General features: G+C 39.3%; 6 protein-coding genes. All 6 read left to right on the forward strand.

Annotated features, from left to right (window positions below; genetic code table 11):
• Nucleotides 1-220: 220 nt before the first annotated feature.
• The 6 genes from P9M13_02405 (at nt 221) to P9M13_02430 (ending at nt 18,141) form a co-directional block, all read left to right on the forward strand.
• Nucleotides 221-6,694, forward strand: coding sequence for a GNAT family N-acetyltransferase (locus P9M13_02405; protein MDP8262139.1), 6,474 nt, complete (start codon nt 221-223; stop codon nt 6,692-6,694).
• A 37-nt stretch (nt 6,695-6,731) separates the two neighbouring features.
• Nucleotides 6,732-11,123, forward strand: a complete 4,392-nt coding sequence (locus P9M13_02410; GenBank protein ID MDP8262140.1) for a hypothetical protein — start codon at nt 6,732-6,734, stop codon at nt 11,121-11,123.
• 636 nt (nt 11,124-11,759) lie between these two features.
• Nucleotides 11,760-13,388, forward strand: a complete 1,629-nt coding sequence (locus tag P9M13_02415; protein MDP8262141.1) for a DEAD/DEAH box helicase — start codon at nt 11,760-11,762, stop codon at nt 13,386-13,388.
• An 89-nt stretch (nt 13,389-13,477) separates the two neighbouring features.
• On the forward strand, nt 13,478-14,833 hold the full coding sequence (locus P9M13_02420; protein MDP8262142.1) for a carbohydrate porin: 1,356 nt from the start codon (nt 13,478-13,480) through the stop codon (nt 14,831-14,833).
• The gene (locus P9M13_02425) at nt 14,820-15,404 is read left to right on the forward strand and encodes a hypothetical protein (protein MDP8262143.1); all 585 of its coding nucleotides are present in this window, start codon (nt 14,820-14,822) and stop codon (nt 15,402-15,404) included. The genes P9M13_02420 and P9M13_02425 overlap by 14 nt, the downstream gene beginning before the upstream one ends.
• Before the next feature lie 52 nt (nt 15,405-15,456).
• Nucleotides 15,457-18,141 (forward strand): PAS domain S-box protein, encoded by a 2,685-nt coding sequence (locus tag P9M13_02430; protein MDP8262144.1) that lies wholly within the window; start codon nt 15,457-15,459, stop codon nt 18,139-18,141.
• Nucleotides 18,142-18,152: the final 11 nt, after the last annotated feature.

Below are 18,152 nucleotides of genomic sequence, written 5' to 3' on the forward strand. Positions count from 1 at the left end.
GTAGATATAATCGTCTTTTGTAATCCAATTTTTTAAGCGAAATCCTTTCGCGAATATGACCCTTTGTTTAAAAACCTCTAATTAAGCTTAAAATCATACCTTATGCGTATTGTTGCGGAATCGTTGCAGTATTATACAACCCCTTGACAAAACCTAAAATATAGTGTAAAATGCTTGTATTGCAATAGTTAAACCGGTATGTATTTGGGAGGTGTTTTTTGTGAAGGCACAAAAAATCATTACTGATTTTATATTAAGAAAAGTATTTTATGCCGCTATCACATGGATAGTAATTGCGGTCTTTTTATGCCCAAATCCGCCTGTTATTGCCAGTATCTCGCGAAATTCCCTTGCCCCAGCTTCGATTTTTGAAGAGGGCGAAGGGAAAGAGGGTGAGTTAGAAAAAATTATCGCGAAAACAGGTAGAAAGATAACAAAAACCCCGCTTTTTACAGAGGAGAATTTATTAGGCAAAACCGAACTTTGGAAGAAATTTACGGAAATTAATAAGGGGAAAGCGCCTGCGGTTATTCATCTTGTCAGTAATGACAAGACTATTGAAAGTCAATTCGAAGAACGGATAAAAGAAATTCCCGATGAGCAATTGGTATATTTGTCAATTGAGTACAGCACATCTGAGAAAAGTAAAATTGACCCATCAGAAAAAAGAGATGTTACGAGGCATATAGTTATTGTCGATAGCGCCAAAGTGTTAAAGAAAAATACAGGTCGTATATTAAGCGGTAATATTAATCTTAACGCGTTTCATTTTTCTTTGTATTTAAGTGAATACAGAGAACAAAATAATATTCACTTTTATATTGTTTCGTTAGGGAAAAAAGAAGTGACCGAGGATATGTTGCAAGGTAAAGGTTTTATGAGAAAACCGTTTATGAATATCGCGGAAATATTAAATGAAAACTTTCAGGGTTATATGATAACCGCTTATGCGGTTAATCGTAATGCCGTAAGACGTTTTTTTGAGTTCAGCGGATTTAATCCCCGCTGGGCCATGGTTGAAGGTAATGATGTTGCAATAAAACTGGTCGATAGTTATCAAGGATTGGGCAGATATTTCAACGAAAACGGTGTGTTATACGGTAGAATTCCCCAAGAACGAAAAGACGGTCCGCGCCGGCCGGGTAAGAAAATCGTTGTTAAAGAGGGGGAGACAGGCCCTGCCAAATCTACAATACCTGAAGAGATTTCAGAAAGAGGATTAACTGCAGAGTTTAATCTTGGCGCGATATCGATTAGTTTAACTATATTATCGTTTCTTGCCGGTTCAGGTATCTGGCCTTCGATCGCGCTTGGGGGATTTTCTTTTCTTGCTCTAAGAAAATTGGTTTCAACCCAACCCATATCTTCAGTATTCAAGGCTATGCGAAAAGCCGGTTCTTTAGCTATATTATTTATTTTTGCGTTAACAGTGACAACACCCAACTTTTTAAGTCCGGCACAGCCGCTTATTTCGTATCCTATACACAGGCCACCCGCGAAGATTATCAAGGAAACCCCGCCTTACCTTTGGGGACTGTGGGATATTGGCCGGGGTATAGAAAAATATTTAATTGGAGAGAACATAATAGTCGAAGGCCTTATTTCCAAAACTTTAGAATACAAAGACGAGTATGTTCAGGTAGCAATGTATATGGCCTTAGTTAAAATTGGACCCCCCGCGGCTGGCCCCCTTAACAACATCTTGAATGACAAAAAGGTGAGCGCGTTTGCCCGCGAAAAGATACCGTCGATATTAGCTGAGATTGGAGATGAGAGCTCGGGTAAGCCCCTCGTTACGGCTTTGGGAGATAAAGATATTCTTGTCCGCATAGCAGCGGCGGAAGCATTATGCAAACTTATAACCAAAGGGGCGGTTAAAGAAACGAAAGAAGAGGTTGACGCGCTTTTCATTGCCTCATTTGATTATAGTGATATTTCTTCATGCCGGCTCCGCGAAGCCGCGGTAAAGGCGTTAGTTGAGGTTGCGAAAAGAGAAGCGGCATTTAAACCCCGTATCGTTAAGCGTCTTATTAAGGCCCTTTCTCAAAAGGAAAATGGCGAAGGCGATATATATGTGAATGAAGCCGCGGCAATAGGGTTGGGCGAACTCAAAGTCGAAGAAGCGGTTACTACGCTTGCTGAGTTGGTATTAAATGATGATGAAGACGGTGATGTCCGTTTTGCCGCGTTAACGGCATTGGGAAAAATCGGAGGTGAAAAAGTATTTTGGTTTCTTCTTAAATGCTTGGATGATGAATATTTGTGCATAGACGCAATGAGTATATTGGCTGATCTTAGAGACCGAAGAGCAGTTGATTACCTTGTTCCATTGTTATTAAGTGAAGACGAGGATATCCGCTTAGCCGCTGAAGAGACATTAGAGATTTTATGGCCGAAGAAAAAAACGCAAATTGCCTACGCGCCTTCTGCCGGTCAGATAAAAGATACCGGTCAGATCGCCGCTGTACATGGTCAAATGAAAGGCCTTAATAAACGCGATCCGATGGATGAAGACACGGAATTAGATTTTTCGGATAGACATGAGGAGTTTAAAAAGTTGGTAGAATCTGTTGAACCGGATCCGGATGTTTACGGAGTGAAAGCAAGGGTTATATTTGCAGATTTAGGTAAAGTCGGGGCTTACCATTTCTATCCTAGCAAGGATGATCCTTCCAGCCTTATCATCGTAGTTAATTCGCGTTATCCCGATATCTATAAAGAAGCAAAATTTCACGAGGCAAAAGAAGTTGAGTTGGTGAGCAAAGGGTTTACACAGCATGAGGCGCATGTCATTGCATCAGCACTGCAAGAACAGCGTTTTTCCATGGGGGGCAAACTTACGGCTTATCATAAAGCACAGCTACGGGGCATGAATAAGGAACAATTAGAAGCTATTGTAAAAGAGGATGAAGCTGATCGCGCATGGCATCATGATGTTTTAGCAAGAGCCAATGAGGCCGGAGCTTCTATTAACATACAAGGAATAACAGAATATGAAGATGTCCTGCGCTTAGCAGCAGGAAAAGCATTAGCCGGACTTGTTCCAATAGATATTTACGGAAAAACTTATTGGTTAGACAATCAGATTTTAAAAGGTATTCGACTGGCAAAAATTGAAGATGTGAGCGCCATTTACAAACTCTCCCGTCTTATTTATAGAGAAGACGGCTTTTTTGATGAGGAAGATTATAGAGAGATATTTGAAGAACCGTCCGTATACATATGGGTTTATTCTGAAAAAGAGGTTAAAGGATATAGCTATGTGCGTATTCGTGAGAAAGATGGGAATAAAATTGTATGGGTTGAGGATATTGCAGTAGAAGAAGCTGAGCAAGGGAGAGGTATAGGAAAAGCGTTGTTGGCTGTTGTACTGGAAAAGATGGAAGAATTAAATGTTAACAGGCTTGAAGCTGATGCAAAAACTGCCAGTGAAAAATTGTTTGAATCCTTTGGTTTTGAATGTGGTAAAAGTGAAGATAAGTCTCAAAAAAGGTCAGGGGTAGATGAAATTGGAATAAAAAATTATTGGTTTATACCGCAGGTCCGCAAAGCCGCAAGAGAAGCATTAGCCGGATTTGTTCCAATAAAGATTTACAAAGATACTTATCAGTTAAAAAAACAGATTTTTAATGGTATTCGTCCGGCAACAATTGAAGATGCGCACGCCATTTGGGAACTATCTCGTCTTATTCATGGAGAAAAAAGCGATTTTCCTAATGAGGAATATTATGAAACGATATTAAAACGAAAGTCCAACGATATATGGGTTTGTTATAAAAATGGAGAGGTCAAAGGATATATATATACAGAGTATACAGGTGCTCGTACGAAAACCAGGGATAAAATCATGTCGGTTGCGGAGATTGCAGTAGAAAAAGACGGGGAGAAAGGCATAGGAAGAGCGTTGTTAGCTGGTATGATGGAAAGGATGGAGGAATTAAATGTGGGGGCATTGGTAGCTGTTCTAAATTCCGAATCCGAAAAATTGTTTGAATCCTTTGGATTTAAACGTGATGGAGGTGAATATCAAGAAGGGTTAGAGTTAAAGTTATATGGATTTCTAGAGAACCACCACTGGTTTATACCGCCTTCTTCTGGTGAAATTACTAAAGCTGAAGGAAAGGCAAAGCTGGGTGTTACGGTTAAACCTCTGAGTTATCCCGGCTGGACAGAGGAGGAATTAGAAAAAGCGGCGGCAGTTCTTGATGAGATTGCGAAAGGGCACGGCCAAGAAGTTTCGGATATGTATGAAGATAAAACTGGTAGTTTGGAAGTTGGCGCTTTTTGGAAGAATTTTTATTCCAGAAAGGGGGGGCTTTATAAAGATATCATAGAACGGCTGGAAACTATTAAGAAGATAAACATGTTAAATACTCTCGGGCTTAAGAGGGCTGTTACTGCCGTAGAACGTTTTTGGACAATTATGAAAATGCTTTATGAGCAAACGCGCGATCCAAGAAGCGAGGTGGTAAGTGTAGCCGACGGAAAAGTGACTATAAGTAAATTGATGTGGAGAGAACGTTCCGGGCGTACCATTCTGGACGTTAATATAATACCTTTAGATGAAAAAACTATTAGAGAGGCCTCGGGCGGTCTTCCGACTTTTTCAATAGTGAGGAAAGAGGGAGAGAAGAGGATTATTAATGTGTATTTGTCCAATGATAGCAATCCTGAGGTTATGTTTATTAGATTGTTTCACGAGATTATAGAGTCCATCTTAAAGCTGGAGCTTGCCACAAACGGCTTTAAAGAAGAACAGGTGCATCCAATTGTAACCGGTATATTTGAACAGCTTCTTTTAGATGAGAAAGCGATTCTTGGCAGAATTAGCGATAGAAACTTTGCTGAGTTTGCCGCTAAGGCTGCTGACGGAGATAAAAAATATTTTAAAGAAATTATAAAGGGGACATCAACGAAGGTAGATGAGATTGAAGAGCTTGATTTGAATCCTATCATTCAGAAATATTTGTTCGACCATACATATAACGCGGAGCTTTATGCGAAAGCGGCATTAAAATTTATTAACCGCGGATGGGGGAGGGATGAGTTGACAGGGATAAATTCGCGGGCCAATTTTCTCCTTGAGGCGGCTGATGAAGCGGACAAAGAAGGCAGTAAAGACCTGGCCAAGGCATTATTTATTGAGGCCATTTGCGTTACTGATTTCTCTAAAATTGGTGAAGTCAAATATGATGGTGGCCTGGGCGCGTTTAAGATTATATTGGGTAATACAACGTATTTTATGGATATGGGGCGTGTTGCCAATGTGATGGATGTTTTAGATATATTAGAGTCCGAGATAGATGAATTTATCCACGATCTCCGATTAATGGACGCGGGAATGGTCTTTGAAGCTTATAAGAATATTTTAAATGAAATGTTGATTACCCCGGATAATGGCAAAGAGGTCCGCGAATTTTTTGATAAGCATTATAAAAATATAGACGAGATTGACAAGAAGATAAGGCGAGAGACAATGATTAATGAGTATTACGGGAGGGAGGTAATCTCTATTATATCGGGCGAGAATAAGGATAAAAGCGCCAGGGACTTAGCCTTTACAGAATTAGAGGAAAAGATCGAGAGGTTAAGAGAGCGGTTGATAGAACAAAAAACAACGGAAGATATTACTGATATAGACAGTCTTTCCTTCTTGATGGATTCAGAACCTAAACAATTTGAAGCGGAAAAACAGAAAAAAGAGCTGAAGCAAAGGCAATTGGCATTTGATGTCTTAATGAAGATATTTCGGGACTTACCCAAGAGTTTTGAGCCATCTTACTACCTACGCCGAAGATTTGCGGCCGTCAAAATTGGTAGGTATATAAACACGTATAAAAATGATTTAAATGAAGCGGAGGGATTGTATTTAGGAAAGATGTCTTTGCTTTTAAAACAAGGGAAAGGTGCGGCTGAAAGCCCTTATCATGAGTTCCTTAATTTGTTTATTAATGTGATCGTGGCTGCGAATATGGATGATGTAGAGAGTGAGTCGGCCGCGGCCATTTTTGCGGATTCAATATATTTTAACCGTAAAAAAGGAAAACTGACAGAGGAACAGTTTAAGGATTTAATTGAAAAATATTTCAGCAGCGTCATAAAATCGGGAAAAACCACAAAGGGCATTAGCATTGAAGAATTTACTGAGGAGCTTAAACTTGAGCAAAAGGTGAAAAGTTTGGCCGACCGGCTTCGAAAAGGAAATCAGGAGGCAAAGTTGTCTTTGTCAAAAGACATGGAGTCGTATATAAAACGTATAGCGAAAGCGAAACGTTATGCTGATATACCTGGCTTTAGAGCGTTTGATATAGGTGATGCCGCTTCAATTCGCGCTGTTAACAAATACGATTTTGGCCATAAACCCGGCAAGTATAAGTCTTTTTATACTTACGTTAAATCGGTGATAAACAAGGCATTAGATGATGCTGTGCGTAATTACTGGGCGCGGAAGCTGGATATTCCCAAATCCCTTGCCGCGCGCCTTCCTTATTACAACAGTTTGAAAGATGAGTTGGGCTATCCTCCTACGGTGGATGAGATAGCGCAAAAATTGCGGTTAAGTAAAAGGGATGCTAAAAGAATGTCCGCCGCGATGAAAAAATACATTGATGAGAGCGCGGAGGAAATTGTTAAAGCCGATGAAAAAATTGAAAAAATCCGTAAGGCAAATTATTTGATTGGGGCGAGTAATTGAACATGAGGCGGATGAGCGAATGGATTTTGAGGAAAGAATGAAAAGCAAAGTGAAAAGAATAGATGTCATTTTTATAAAGGTTGTTGTACTCGCGATAACGATGGCTTTTTTATGCCAGAACATCGTGTGGGCAGAGCCAAATACCCTTGCGCCTAAATCCATGTTGAAAGAGGAAGACCTCCTCTCCTTAGATAAGATTGTCAAAGGAATGTCATTAAGAGAAGAGCTGGGCGGAAAAGGAAGGGGCGGCCGATTAGAAGCACCGTTTGTTGGAAGCATCTGGATTAATGCCGGCTCATTTGAGAATTATTATAAGTTTTGGGTTGATGGCAAGCGGGTAAAGTTTCAGCGTTACGATAGAGATAGAAAACCGTTGGGAGAGGTTAAGGGTTTTGATTTTGGGGAATCTTTCTCGATAGGAAGCGTAACAGAAAAACGTTTCACTATTCAGGTAAAAGAAGAATCCGGCCGGAATTATGTAACAATAGAAGACCTTAACACTCCCGAAGGCACGGTCGTTGTGTTATATAAGCCTATCGAAGCGATCGAGGAAGATGCCTCTGGACTTGTTCCAATAAATATTTACGAAAAAACTTCTCAGTTAAAAAAACTAATTGTTAAGGATATTCGTCCGGCAAAAATTGAAGATGTGCCCGCTATTAGGAAGCTGGCAAGGCATTACGGGGAATTTAATATTGAACTAATTGAAATCATTGTTAATGAGAAAAACTCCTGGCCCGAAAAGCAAAAGCAAATAAGTGGACTTTTAGAAGAATTGCCAGACGATGTTAAAAAAATCTACAAAATTAAGCCATTAAATAAATTTATGGCAAAATTAGAGGATAACGGCAAATTGATAGAACCGCAATCTGATAAAGTTCAATATCTTTTAGAATCAGCATTGGATATGGAAACCAAAGATGAGGTTGATAGGATACTTAACAAAGCTGTTGATGTAACGTATGACGAACCATATCCGGGGATACCTGTTCTTGGAGTGGAACGCGAATTGTTTAATGAAATAGCGGATAAATTAGGATATCCAGGCTATGCATCTGGACAGTGTCTTCGCGCCAATAATAAAGTGGATCCGAGTTTCATAATGGTTGTGAAAGACGGTGAGGGAAAGGTGCCTATTTCAACTTTAAAGCATGAAGTGCAGCACTTGATATTATTTTGGTTTGACAAGGTGGGAATTTTAGCAAGTGTTGGTAAAATAATGTCATCGCGCGTTAAAGCGTTCAAGGAATTTCGAGAAGAGATATGTTCACATATCTTTGGGGGAACAGATATTATAAGTTTAGTTCCTCAAGCTTTTGTTGATGAAATAGATAATAAGAAAATTTTAAAGACGGCGGCTATTACAAAGAACTTTGTGGGATTGTGTATCAGGATAGCCGAAGAAAAAGGGATACCAAAAACAGATTTTCTTCATACCGCAATACAGTCAGGAAATTTTGATGAGTTAAAAGAAAACTGCCTGAGGCTGATTCCGTTTTCTGATATAACGAATAATGAAATAATTGATGTTTTGCATGAATTGTATAAATCCAATCCCCCGGAATACAGGCAGTATTATGTGGAAGCAGTTCGGGAGTTTATTAAAAAGTCCGGGATCAGAATTCCGACTGATACTGTAGAAGTTTATGCCTCACTGCTTTTAAGAAATGATAAATCAGTATCTTCATTATCTGGCTTACATAATGCCTTGAGTAAGTTCTCTTTATTTTCTCAAGAGATATTTGCTCATCGCATAAATCCTGATACTAAGAAGGAAATACTTTTGGGAGGATGCATAGAGAGAATTCCGCTAAGTAATAAATCAATCAGATTCTTAATAGACCAGTATTTGAATATTCATTCAAATATCTTTTCTATACATCCTGAATTTGTTTCTAAAAGTACGCCTAGTGATAGACTTGTTCGGTCTTTAGCTAGACAGTATTTTAAGATACGTTCTTATATTTCGTCTTCATTGCCGGAAAAAATTGCCGGTTATAATGTAGATCTTGACGGAAACCTGTATACTTTTCATAGTTTACTTTTAGAGAATATGCTTATGCCTATTCCATTAGATAAAAGATCTTCCGTGGAATTCGCAGAAGATTTTTTTGGGGATGGATGTTTTTTCAATATCAAGAATGAAAAACTGAAAAAGATTTATGAAGATATCTTGAAAAATTGTCCCGACTTGAGGAGAGCATTTAAGGAAACAGCAGAAAAAATAATTGCTGAAAATGCAAGAGTATATGGGGATATGAATATACCAAAAGACAAACTAGAAAGTGAGATAAAAGAAAGAAGCGATCTTATGCTTGCATTGGTAGGTGAGGTGGTTGAAGAAAAGGCAAAGCCGGGTGTTACGGTTAAACCTCTGAGTTATCCTGGCTGGACAGAGGAGAAACTAGAAACAGCGGCGGCTGTTCTTGATAAGATTGCGAAAGAGCACGGCCGAGAAGTTGTTGTGACTACCGAAGGTGAAATTGGCGCCTTTTGGAAGAATTTTCATTATAGCAAAGGGAAACTTTATGGAGATATTATAAAACGGCTGGAAACTCTTCGTAAGATAGAGACATTAAATGCTTTAGGGCTTGGCGGGGCTGATACTGCCGTGAAACGTTTTGGGTCAATTATAAAAATGATTAAGGCACAACTGTATAATCCTGAAATCAGGATGGAAGTAAAGACAGCCGATGGGAGAATAAATATAAGCGGATTAGGGTGGAGAAGTGAACCTTTGGAAGAGAACCCTCTGGAGGTTAATATAATACCTTTAGAGGAAAAAACTATTAGAGAGGCCTCAGGCGGTCTTCCGACTTTTTCAATAGTGAGGAAAGAGGGAGAGAAGAGGATTATTAATGTGTATTTGTCCAATGATAGCAATTCTGAGGTTATGTTTATTAGATTGTTTCACGAGATTATAGAGTCCATCTTAAAGCTGGAGCTTGCCACAAACGGCTTTAAAGAAGAACAGGTGCATCCAATTGTAACCGGTATATTTGAGCAGCTTCTTTTAGATGAGAGATCGATTCTCGGCAGAATTAGCGATAGAAACTTTGCTGAGTTTGCCGCTAAGGTTGTTGACGGAGATAAGAATAAAAAATATTTTGAAGGAATTATAAAGGAGACATCAACGAAGGTAGATGAGATTGAAGAGCTTGATTTGAATCCTATTATTCAGAAACATTTGCTTGACCATACATATAACGCGGAGCTTTACGCGAAAGCGGCATTAAAACTTATTAACCGCGGACGGGGGAGGGATGAGTTGACAGGGATAAATTCGCGGGCCAATTTTCTCCTTGAGGCGGCTAATGAAGCGGACAAAGAGGACAAAGAAGACAGTAAAGACTTAGCCAGGGCATTATTTATTGAGACCATTTGCACTACTGATTTTTCTAAGGTTGGTGAAGTCGAATATGCCGACGGTTTGAGCGCGTTTAAGATTATATTGGGGAATACAACGTATTTTCATATCCTGCCCCAGGGCAAATATTATGATGCTTTAGATATCTTAGAGTCTGAGATAGATGAATTTATCCACGATCTCCGATTAATGGACGCAAAAATGGTCTTTGAAGCTTATAAGAATATTTTAAGTGGAATGTTGGTTGCCCCCGATAATGGAAAAGAGGTCCGCAACTCCTTTGATAAGTATTATAGAAATATAGACAAGATTGGCAAGAAGATAAAGCGCGAGACAATGATTGATGAGTATTATAGGACGGAGGTAATCTCTATTCTATTGGAGGAGGATAAAAGCGCCAGGGACTTAGACTTGATCGAATTAGAGAAAAAGATTGAGAAGTTAAGAACGTGGTTGGGAAAACGAAAACCAACAGAAAAGATTCCTGATATAACAACTTGTTTTCGTTTGATGGGTCCAGAAATTAAATCTGAGAAAGAGATGAGGTATTTGATCGGGCGAATTCAAAAAGGAGATGCGATGGCAGGGGACTCTTTGGTAGGTTACATGGCGTTGTGTATATTAGATATAGCAGACGGTTATACTGAGATACTTGCCTTTGACGTTGCGGTTAATATAGGTAGTGAAGCTTTACTTCTCGCTGCTAGAGAATATGTTCCTAACTATAAATATGGTAAGTTTAAGTCCTTTTATCCTTACGCAAAATCGGTGATAGGCAGGGCATTAGATGATGCTGTGCGTGATCGCTGGGCGCATAGGCTGGATATTCCCAAATCCCTTGCCGCGCGCCTTCCTGATTACAACAGTTTGAAAGATGAGTTGGGCTATCCTCCTACGGTGGATGAGATAGCGCAAAATTTGGGGTTAATTAAAAGGGATGCTAAAAGAATGTCCGCCGCGATGAAAAAATACATTGATGAGAGCGCGGAGGAAGTTGTTAAAGCCGATGAAGAAATTGAAAAAACCCTTAAGGCATATTATTTGATTGGGGCGAGTAATTGAACGGGAGGCGGATAGGGAAATGAGCTGATGGGCGAATGGATTTTGAGGAAAAAATGAAAAGAATAATGTCATTGCGAGCCACGATAAAATCGGTTTTGGCAAGGAATTACCAGTATTGCTTTGTCTGTTTCATGTATTATCCGGACTTTTATCCAGATGTGTTTTTCTTTAGGGTAGAGGAGTCTGTAGAGTGTTAATGGCCACATGGTTTGTCTCCTTTTTTTGTTTAACCCCCATTCCCACCGCGTAGGAGCCACTTCGTGTCACCTACCGCGGTGAAGAGTTGCACGCAGTGATTTGGTTACTGTTTTCTTGGAAACGTTAAGGCTTTTAGCTATATCTTGGAGCTACATTTCTAATAGACGTAATTCTTGGATTTTATGTGCTATCTTCTGATAGAGGGGGATATCTTTAACGGGTAGTATCTTGATAGTGGAGTGGGTTTGTTTCGTCCAGATGGCCCACCAGATGTTTAGAGAATAGTTTCGCAGAGCGAAACTATATCCTACCCCTTGAATTAGTGTATACATGGGATACCTTTTCTGTTCCAGACTAAAAGAAATAGTGCTATAATACCTCTGTAAATATACAATTCTTGGTGTTGGTTTAAGATAATTAATTGGAAAAGAGAAATATATGACAAAAAAGAAGATATTTAAAGACCTTGGTCTTTCAGCAAGAGTGCTGGACGCAATTAATAAAAAGGGGTTTGAAGAGCCAACCGCTATTCAGGCTGTGACTATCCCCGTAATGCTCAGAGATGATACTAATATCATTGCACAAGCCCAAACAGGTACAGGTAAAACGGCTGCGTTTGGCTTACCTTTGATAGAAATGATTAACGCAGATTCCAAAACAGTTCAGGCACTTATTCTTGTTCCTACACGAGAGCTCGCTATTCAGGTATCCGAAGAAATCAATTCTCTCAAAGGTGACAAGGCTATCAAAATAATGCCGATATATGGCGGGCAATCTATTGACCAGCAGTTACGCAGATTGAAAAAAAATGTGCATATTGTCGTTGGGACTCCGGGCAGGGTGATTGACCATCTTAACAGAAAGACATTAAAGATCAGAGAAATCGAGCACCTGATACTTGACGAAGCAGATGAAATGCTCAATATGGGATTCATCGAGGATATGGAAGAAATAATGGAGCATACAAATCCTGATAAAAGAACGCTATTGTTTTCTGCGACAATGCCAAAAAAGATTAAGGATCTTGCACACAAGTATATGAAAGGTTATGAGTTCCTCACTGTTAAAAAAGAGCAACTGACAACTGATCTGACAGAGCAAATATACTTTGAGGTAAAAGCCTCTGATAAATTTGAGGCACTATGCAGGATAATTGATATAGAAGATGATTTTTACAGTTTAGTTTTCTGCAGAACAAAGAGTGATGTGGATTCTGTTGCAGCTCATTTGATGGATAGAGGATATGATGTAGAGGCTATTCATGGAGATATTTCGCAGGCGCAAAGAGAAAGAACACTAGAAAGATTTAAGAAACAAAGAGTCAATATTCTTGTAGCAACAGATGTTGCGGCACGTGGAATTGACGTTAATAATCTTACCCACGTTATTAACTATTCACTACCTCAAGATCCAGAGTCGTATGTTCATCGAATAGGTCGCACAGGAAGGGCCGGTAATGAAGGGACGGCTATTACATTTATTACTCCTAGTGAGTATAGACAACTAATGTTTATACAGCGCTTCGTCAAGACTGATATTAAGAAAGCAAAAATACCGAGGGTCGAAGATATTATTAAAGCCAAAAAGAAAAAGATACACGATGATCTGGCTGCTATTCTTGAAGATAAGATTGATGTTAAATATTACGACTTAGCAAAGAAACTGCTTCAAGGCAATAATCCGACAGAAATGTTAGCTGCTATACTTAATTATAGTTTTGAAGAAGAACTCAATCCTGACACCTACGGTGAGATAAAAGATGTTAGATCAAAGGGGAAGCAACTTGATCAAGAGGGCAAAACAAGGCTTTTTGTTGCGCTTGGCAAGAAGGACAAGATTAATCCCAAAAAACTCGCAGAGCTTATTATGAGTAAAGTCTCGGTTAAGGCAAAACATATCGGAGATATACAAGTAATGGACAAGTTCTCTTTTATAACTGTTCCTTTTGAAAAAGCTGAGGAGATCGTCGTTAGCTTTAAAGAAAGGGGTCAGAAGCCGCTTATTACGCATGCCAAGAAAAGAACAGATAACAATGATGAGCGACGTACACGCAAATCGCGTCGCTGATGCCAGTTGTTAGATAGTCGAGTATATTTGCAAAAAATCCCTTGTTTCATATTTTGCTGAATGTATAATTGAGTGCAATAGGATAGACTATGCACCGGAATATATTTAGAGTATTCATAATAGCACTTCTGATACTTTCCTCAACATATGCGTATGGCGAGGACGAAACTGTTTCCTCTCAAGAAATTTCATTTCCTCAATCATGGTTTGAGCAAAAAAACGCTACTGGTGACTGGGGTGGTTTTCGTAACAAGATCGATGATTCCGGATTAACATTCACTTCTAATTATACTACGAATGTAGGCGGTAACCCTGTCGGTGGTAAAAAGAAAACCGTAACCTATTGCGCGTTTCAGGACATTACTCTGGCGGTTGACTTTGAAAAACTCGTTTCACTCAATGGTTTGCATCTTACCGTGAGCAATTGTCTGGCAACCGGAAGAAATCTCTCTGACACGCTCGGTGATTTCTTTGGTGTTCAGGAGATCTATGCTCCCGGTGACTATTATTTTGGAGAGCTTGATCTTTCTCTATCTCTTTTTGAAAAAACGCTTACCTTTGAAGTCGGTCGACTTTTTGCCGGTGATGTTTTTGCAACATCTCCCCTGTGGCAGTACTATGTGAACAGTGGAATAAATGATAATCTTAATTCTATTGGCGCAAATATCTTCTTCCCTAGTTTTCAAGTGGCCGCGTGGGCTGCACGTATTACGTATTCTCCAAATGAGCAATGGGAACTTGTTACAGGACTGTATAATGCAGATCCTTCTGTCAAAGATCCTGATCGCCACGGAGTTAATTTTAATTTTGATACAAGTCATGGGGCTCTTCTTATGAGCCAGCTGACACATAAATGGCAAAATGCTCACAAAAAAAAGAATTTACCGGGAAGTGTTTGTTTTGGCGGCTATTATGCAAGTGATAAGTATGAGGATCTTTCTGTTTCAGGCAGGTTGCATAAAGGGAATTACGGATTTTACTTTACGTTCGATCAGATGTTATATAGAAGTGAATGGCCAAGTTTTTCTGGTCCGGAAGATAAGCGTCTAGGCACACGTTACGCTGATCGCGTGAAAGGATCATATCATCCGCAAACGTCTATACCTCTTGATCGGCCAAAAGGACTTTCTTTATGGGGTGGGGCGTATCTTGCACCTGACGATAATATTAATACGCAGATATACCAGCTTGCGGGTGGATTGGTCTTCCAAGGGCTTGCTCCAAACCGTGATCTAGATGTGACGGCTCTGTGTTTTCTCATGGGAAAATTTAGTAATAAAATGCCCGAACAGGGAGCGGAAATAGCGCTCGAAGTTAATCACCGATTTCAACTTGGTCCGTGGTTTTACATTACTCCGGATGTGCAGTACATTATTAATCCGAATGGACAAACCGACATTAAAGATGCTCTTGTATTAGGCTTTGAGATGAGTGTTGATTTCTGATGGGATTTATTTACCATTAACAACTGATTTTCAGCTCATGTTTCTTTTTTCAATGGGTATTACAAAGGGTAAGTGGGGGACGCTCATAAATACACTTCTTAAGTTTAAGAGTTTTTATGATAATAACACACCGGTCGCTGAAGTGCTTCCTGATTTAGCGAAACAGCATCCTGAGCAGTATGCCGAGATTGGTATTCGTGAACTTTCCGATAAGATGTTTAGTTATATCAGGAAAAATACACCGGGAGATAAACTGAATGCCGCGTTTGCAAATATTCCTGAGCAGGTTATGACACCGAGAGAAGCGTACATGGCGATTGTTGCAGACAATATTGAAATGGTACCAACTGAAAAACTCGTAAATAGAATAACCGCAAACTCGATTATCCCGTATCCTCCGGGAATACCAATGCTCATGTCTGGTGAACGGTTCGGAGATAAGAAGAGCTCGCAAATTGGGTATCTTAGAGCGCTGAAAGAATGGGATTATGAATTTCCCGGATTTGAACACGTAACAGAAGGTGCTGAGGTAATAGACGGCGTCTATAATGTTATGTGCGTTAAAGAATGACTGTTTGAGTCTTTAGTTAGTTTAAAGCGCACTATGAGATAGAGAGGTAGATATGGTAGCAAATCGAAAACAACCCACTGCAAAGATAAAGAAACTCGAGAAAAGAGTCAGAGAACTTGAGAAGAAATTTCATGAGGCGGAAGCAAAAAACCGCGCATTGAAAGATAGTCAAAGCAGATATATGGATGTTTTTCAATGCGGTATGATGGGTGCAATATTCTGGAATGCCAAGGGTGATATTACAGATGCGAACGATACTTTCCTTAAAATGCTTGGATATGCTAGAAATGATGTGCTTTCGGGGAAAGTGCGTTGGTCTGATATGACACCAAAAGAATACAAAGAGAAAGATAAGGCGCTCTTAAAAGAACTTGCACGAACAGGTAAAATAGCGCCTTATGAAAAAGAATATATTCATAAAGATGGCCGAAGAATACCTATTATGCTCGGCGCTGCAACTTTTTCGGGTTCAAAAACAAGCGGCGTTGCATTTGTTTTGGATATAAAAGAGAGAAAGGAAGTAGAAGAAAAATTAAAAGAAAATGAAGATAAATATTATACACTGATTGATAAATTGGGAGTTGGGGTTGTTCTTCACGCTCCAGATACTAGTGTCCTATTAAGTAATCCTAAAGCAAGCGAGATTCTAGGTCTGAGCTCCATTCAAATGAAAGGAAAGAAGGCAATAGATCCTAGGTGGAAATTCGTTATAAAAGATGGAACAGATATGCCCTTAGAAGAGTATCCAGTAAATAAGGTGATTAAGTCACGAAAACCCCTTTCAGAATACCTTCTTGGTGTTAAAAGGCCAGATAGAAAATATATTACCTGGGTGAGTGTTAACGCCTCACTTGTTTTTGATAAAAATAATAAAGTCAAATACGCTACTATTTCATTTAGAGATATCACTGAACGAAAAAGATTTAAAAGTGAAAATGTACACCAAAGACAATTATTAGAATCAGTAGGTGACTATTCAAAAATCGGTGGCTGGGAAATGGATCTGGCAACCGGTAAGGCAACATGGACAAAAGCTACATATGCTATCGTTGAAATAAAGCAAGGGAGCCCTGTGCCAGAATTTAAAGAACATATCAGCTGGTATCTTCCTGAGTATCGCAACATGGTTAAAAAGACAATGAACGCTTTGGTGAGAACAGGAAAACCAATGATGTATAAAGCACCTTTCAAGACAAAAAAAGGAAGAATAAAATGGGGTGAGGCGCGAGGATGGTGTGTTGTTGAGAAGGGAAAAATGATAAAAATTAGAGGCACGTTTCAAGATATCACGGCAGTGAAGGTTACAGAACAAGAGCTAAGAAATAGTGAAAAAAAATACAGACTTCTTGTTGAGAATATTCCTCAAAGTATATTTTTGAAGGATAAAAATTTGGTGTATGTGTCGGCCAATAAGCGTTTCTGTGATGACGCAGGTATTAAAGAAAAAGATATTATCGGGAAAACCGATTACGATCTATTTACAAAAGAACTGGCAGATAGATACAGGAAAAACGATAGACAAATAATCCGGCATGGAAAAAAAGAAACTTATGAAGAACCGTACATTGGTGCAGATGGAGTGGAGAGACTGGTATATACAACAAAAGCTCCCGCTAAAAATGATAAAGGCAACCCTGACGGTGTGATGGGAATATACTGGGATATCACCGAAAGAATTCAGATGGAACATGCTCTGAAGAAAGAACGCTACTATCTCAAGAAAGCTCAGGAGATAGGTCATATAGGTGCTTGGGAGCTTGATATGGGCGCAAATGAGCTTGTATGGTCGGACCAGGTTTACCGGATATTCGGCATGAGGTTGGGAATACCTATTACGTACGAGTCTTTTCTAGGTTGTGTTCATCCGTATGATAGGGAGTATGTGGACAGGGAACGGAAGGCGGCACTGAAGAAAAAACCGTATAGGATCGAATATCGGATTTTGGTAAATGGTAGTGTAAAATGGGTTACGGAAGAGGCTGAATGGACCTACGATAACAAAGGAAAAGCCATTGAAGCGATAGGTTTTATTCAGGATATCACCGATCGTAAAAGCATTGAGGTAATGAAAGACAGTTTGATTCGCGACGTATCGCACTCAGTAAAAACACCTCTTTCCAATGCGCGTATGGCATGCGATATTGTGCAGGACGGTATTGCTCGTAAAGATTCTGATGTAGCCAAAAAAGGGCACGAGATAGTTCTTGAGAACATAATAAAGGCGTATCAGGATGTTGAGAATATATTAAGGATATCTTTTATTGAAGAAAATTTTGTTACTGGTGTAAAGAAAGAAGTTTCTCTTTCAGAAACGGTAGAAAATGTTGTTAACGTATCAATACGTTCAATAAAAGCCAAGAATCTTACTGTAAAGACAAACATTAGAAAGGGCGCTGACAGAATATTCGTAAATCCCAGTCATTTTCGATTGGTACTGGACAATCTTTTGAACAATGCAATAAAATTTACTGATAAGGGCTGGATAAAGATTAGCACATGTTCCAAAGGTAGTAATATCGTGATAAAAATGACAGATACAGGATGTGGTATGGCGCCAAATACCCGAAAAAAAGTGTTTGATAAATTCTTTAAGCGTCAAGCGGCAGTTGGTGGAATCGGGCTCGGACTGAGTATTTGCAAAGGATTTATTGAAAAGTGGAATGGACAGATACATGTAGAGTCAAAAGGTATCGGTAAGGGAACATCTGTTATTGTAACTCTTCCTAAAAATAAATAATATGTGAAAGG

The organism is Candidatus Ancaeobacter aquaticus, assembly GCA_030765405.1.
In the GTDB taxonomy this organism is placed as follows: domain Bacteria; phylum Auribacterota; class Ancaeobacteria; order Ancaeobacterales; family Ancaeobacteraceae; genus Ancaeobacter; species Ancaeobacter aquaticus.

Bases quoted from the DNA above. Each gene is read 5' to 3' on its own strand.
- P9M13_02410 (MDP8262140.1), top strand. From the start codon at position 6,732: ATGAAAAGCAAAGTGAAAAGAATAGATGTCATTTTTATAAAGGTTGTT.
- P9M13_02415 (MDP8262141.1), top strand. From the start codon at position 11,760: ATGACAAAAAAGAAGATATTTAAAGACCTTGGTCTTTCAGCAAGAGTG.
- P9M13_02420 (MDP8262142.1), top strand. From the start codon at position 13,478: ATGCACCGGAATATATTTAGAGTATTCATAATAGCACTTCTGATACTT.
- P9M13_02430 (MDP8262144.1), top strand. From the start codon at position 15,457: ATGGTAGCAAATCGAAAACAACCCACTGCAAAGATAAAGAAACTCGAG.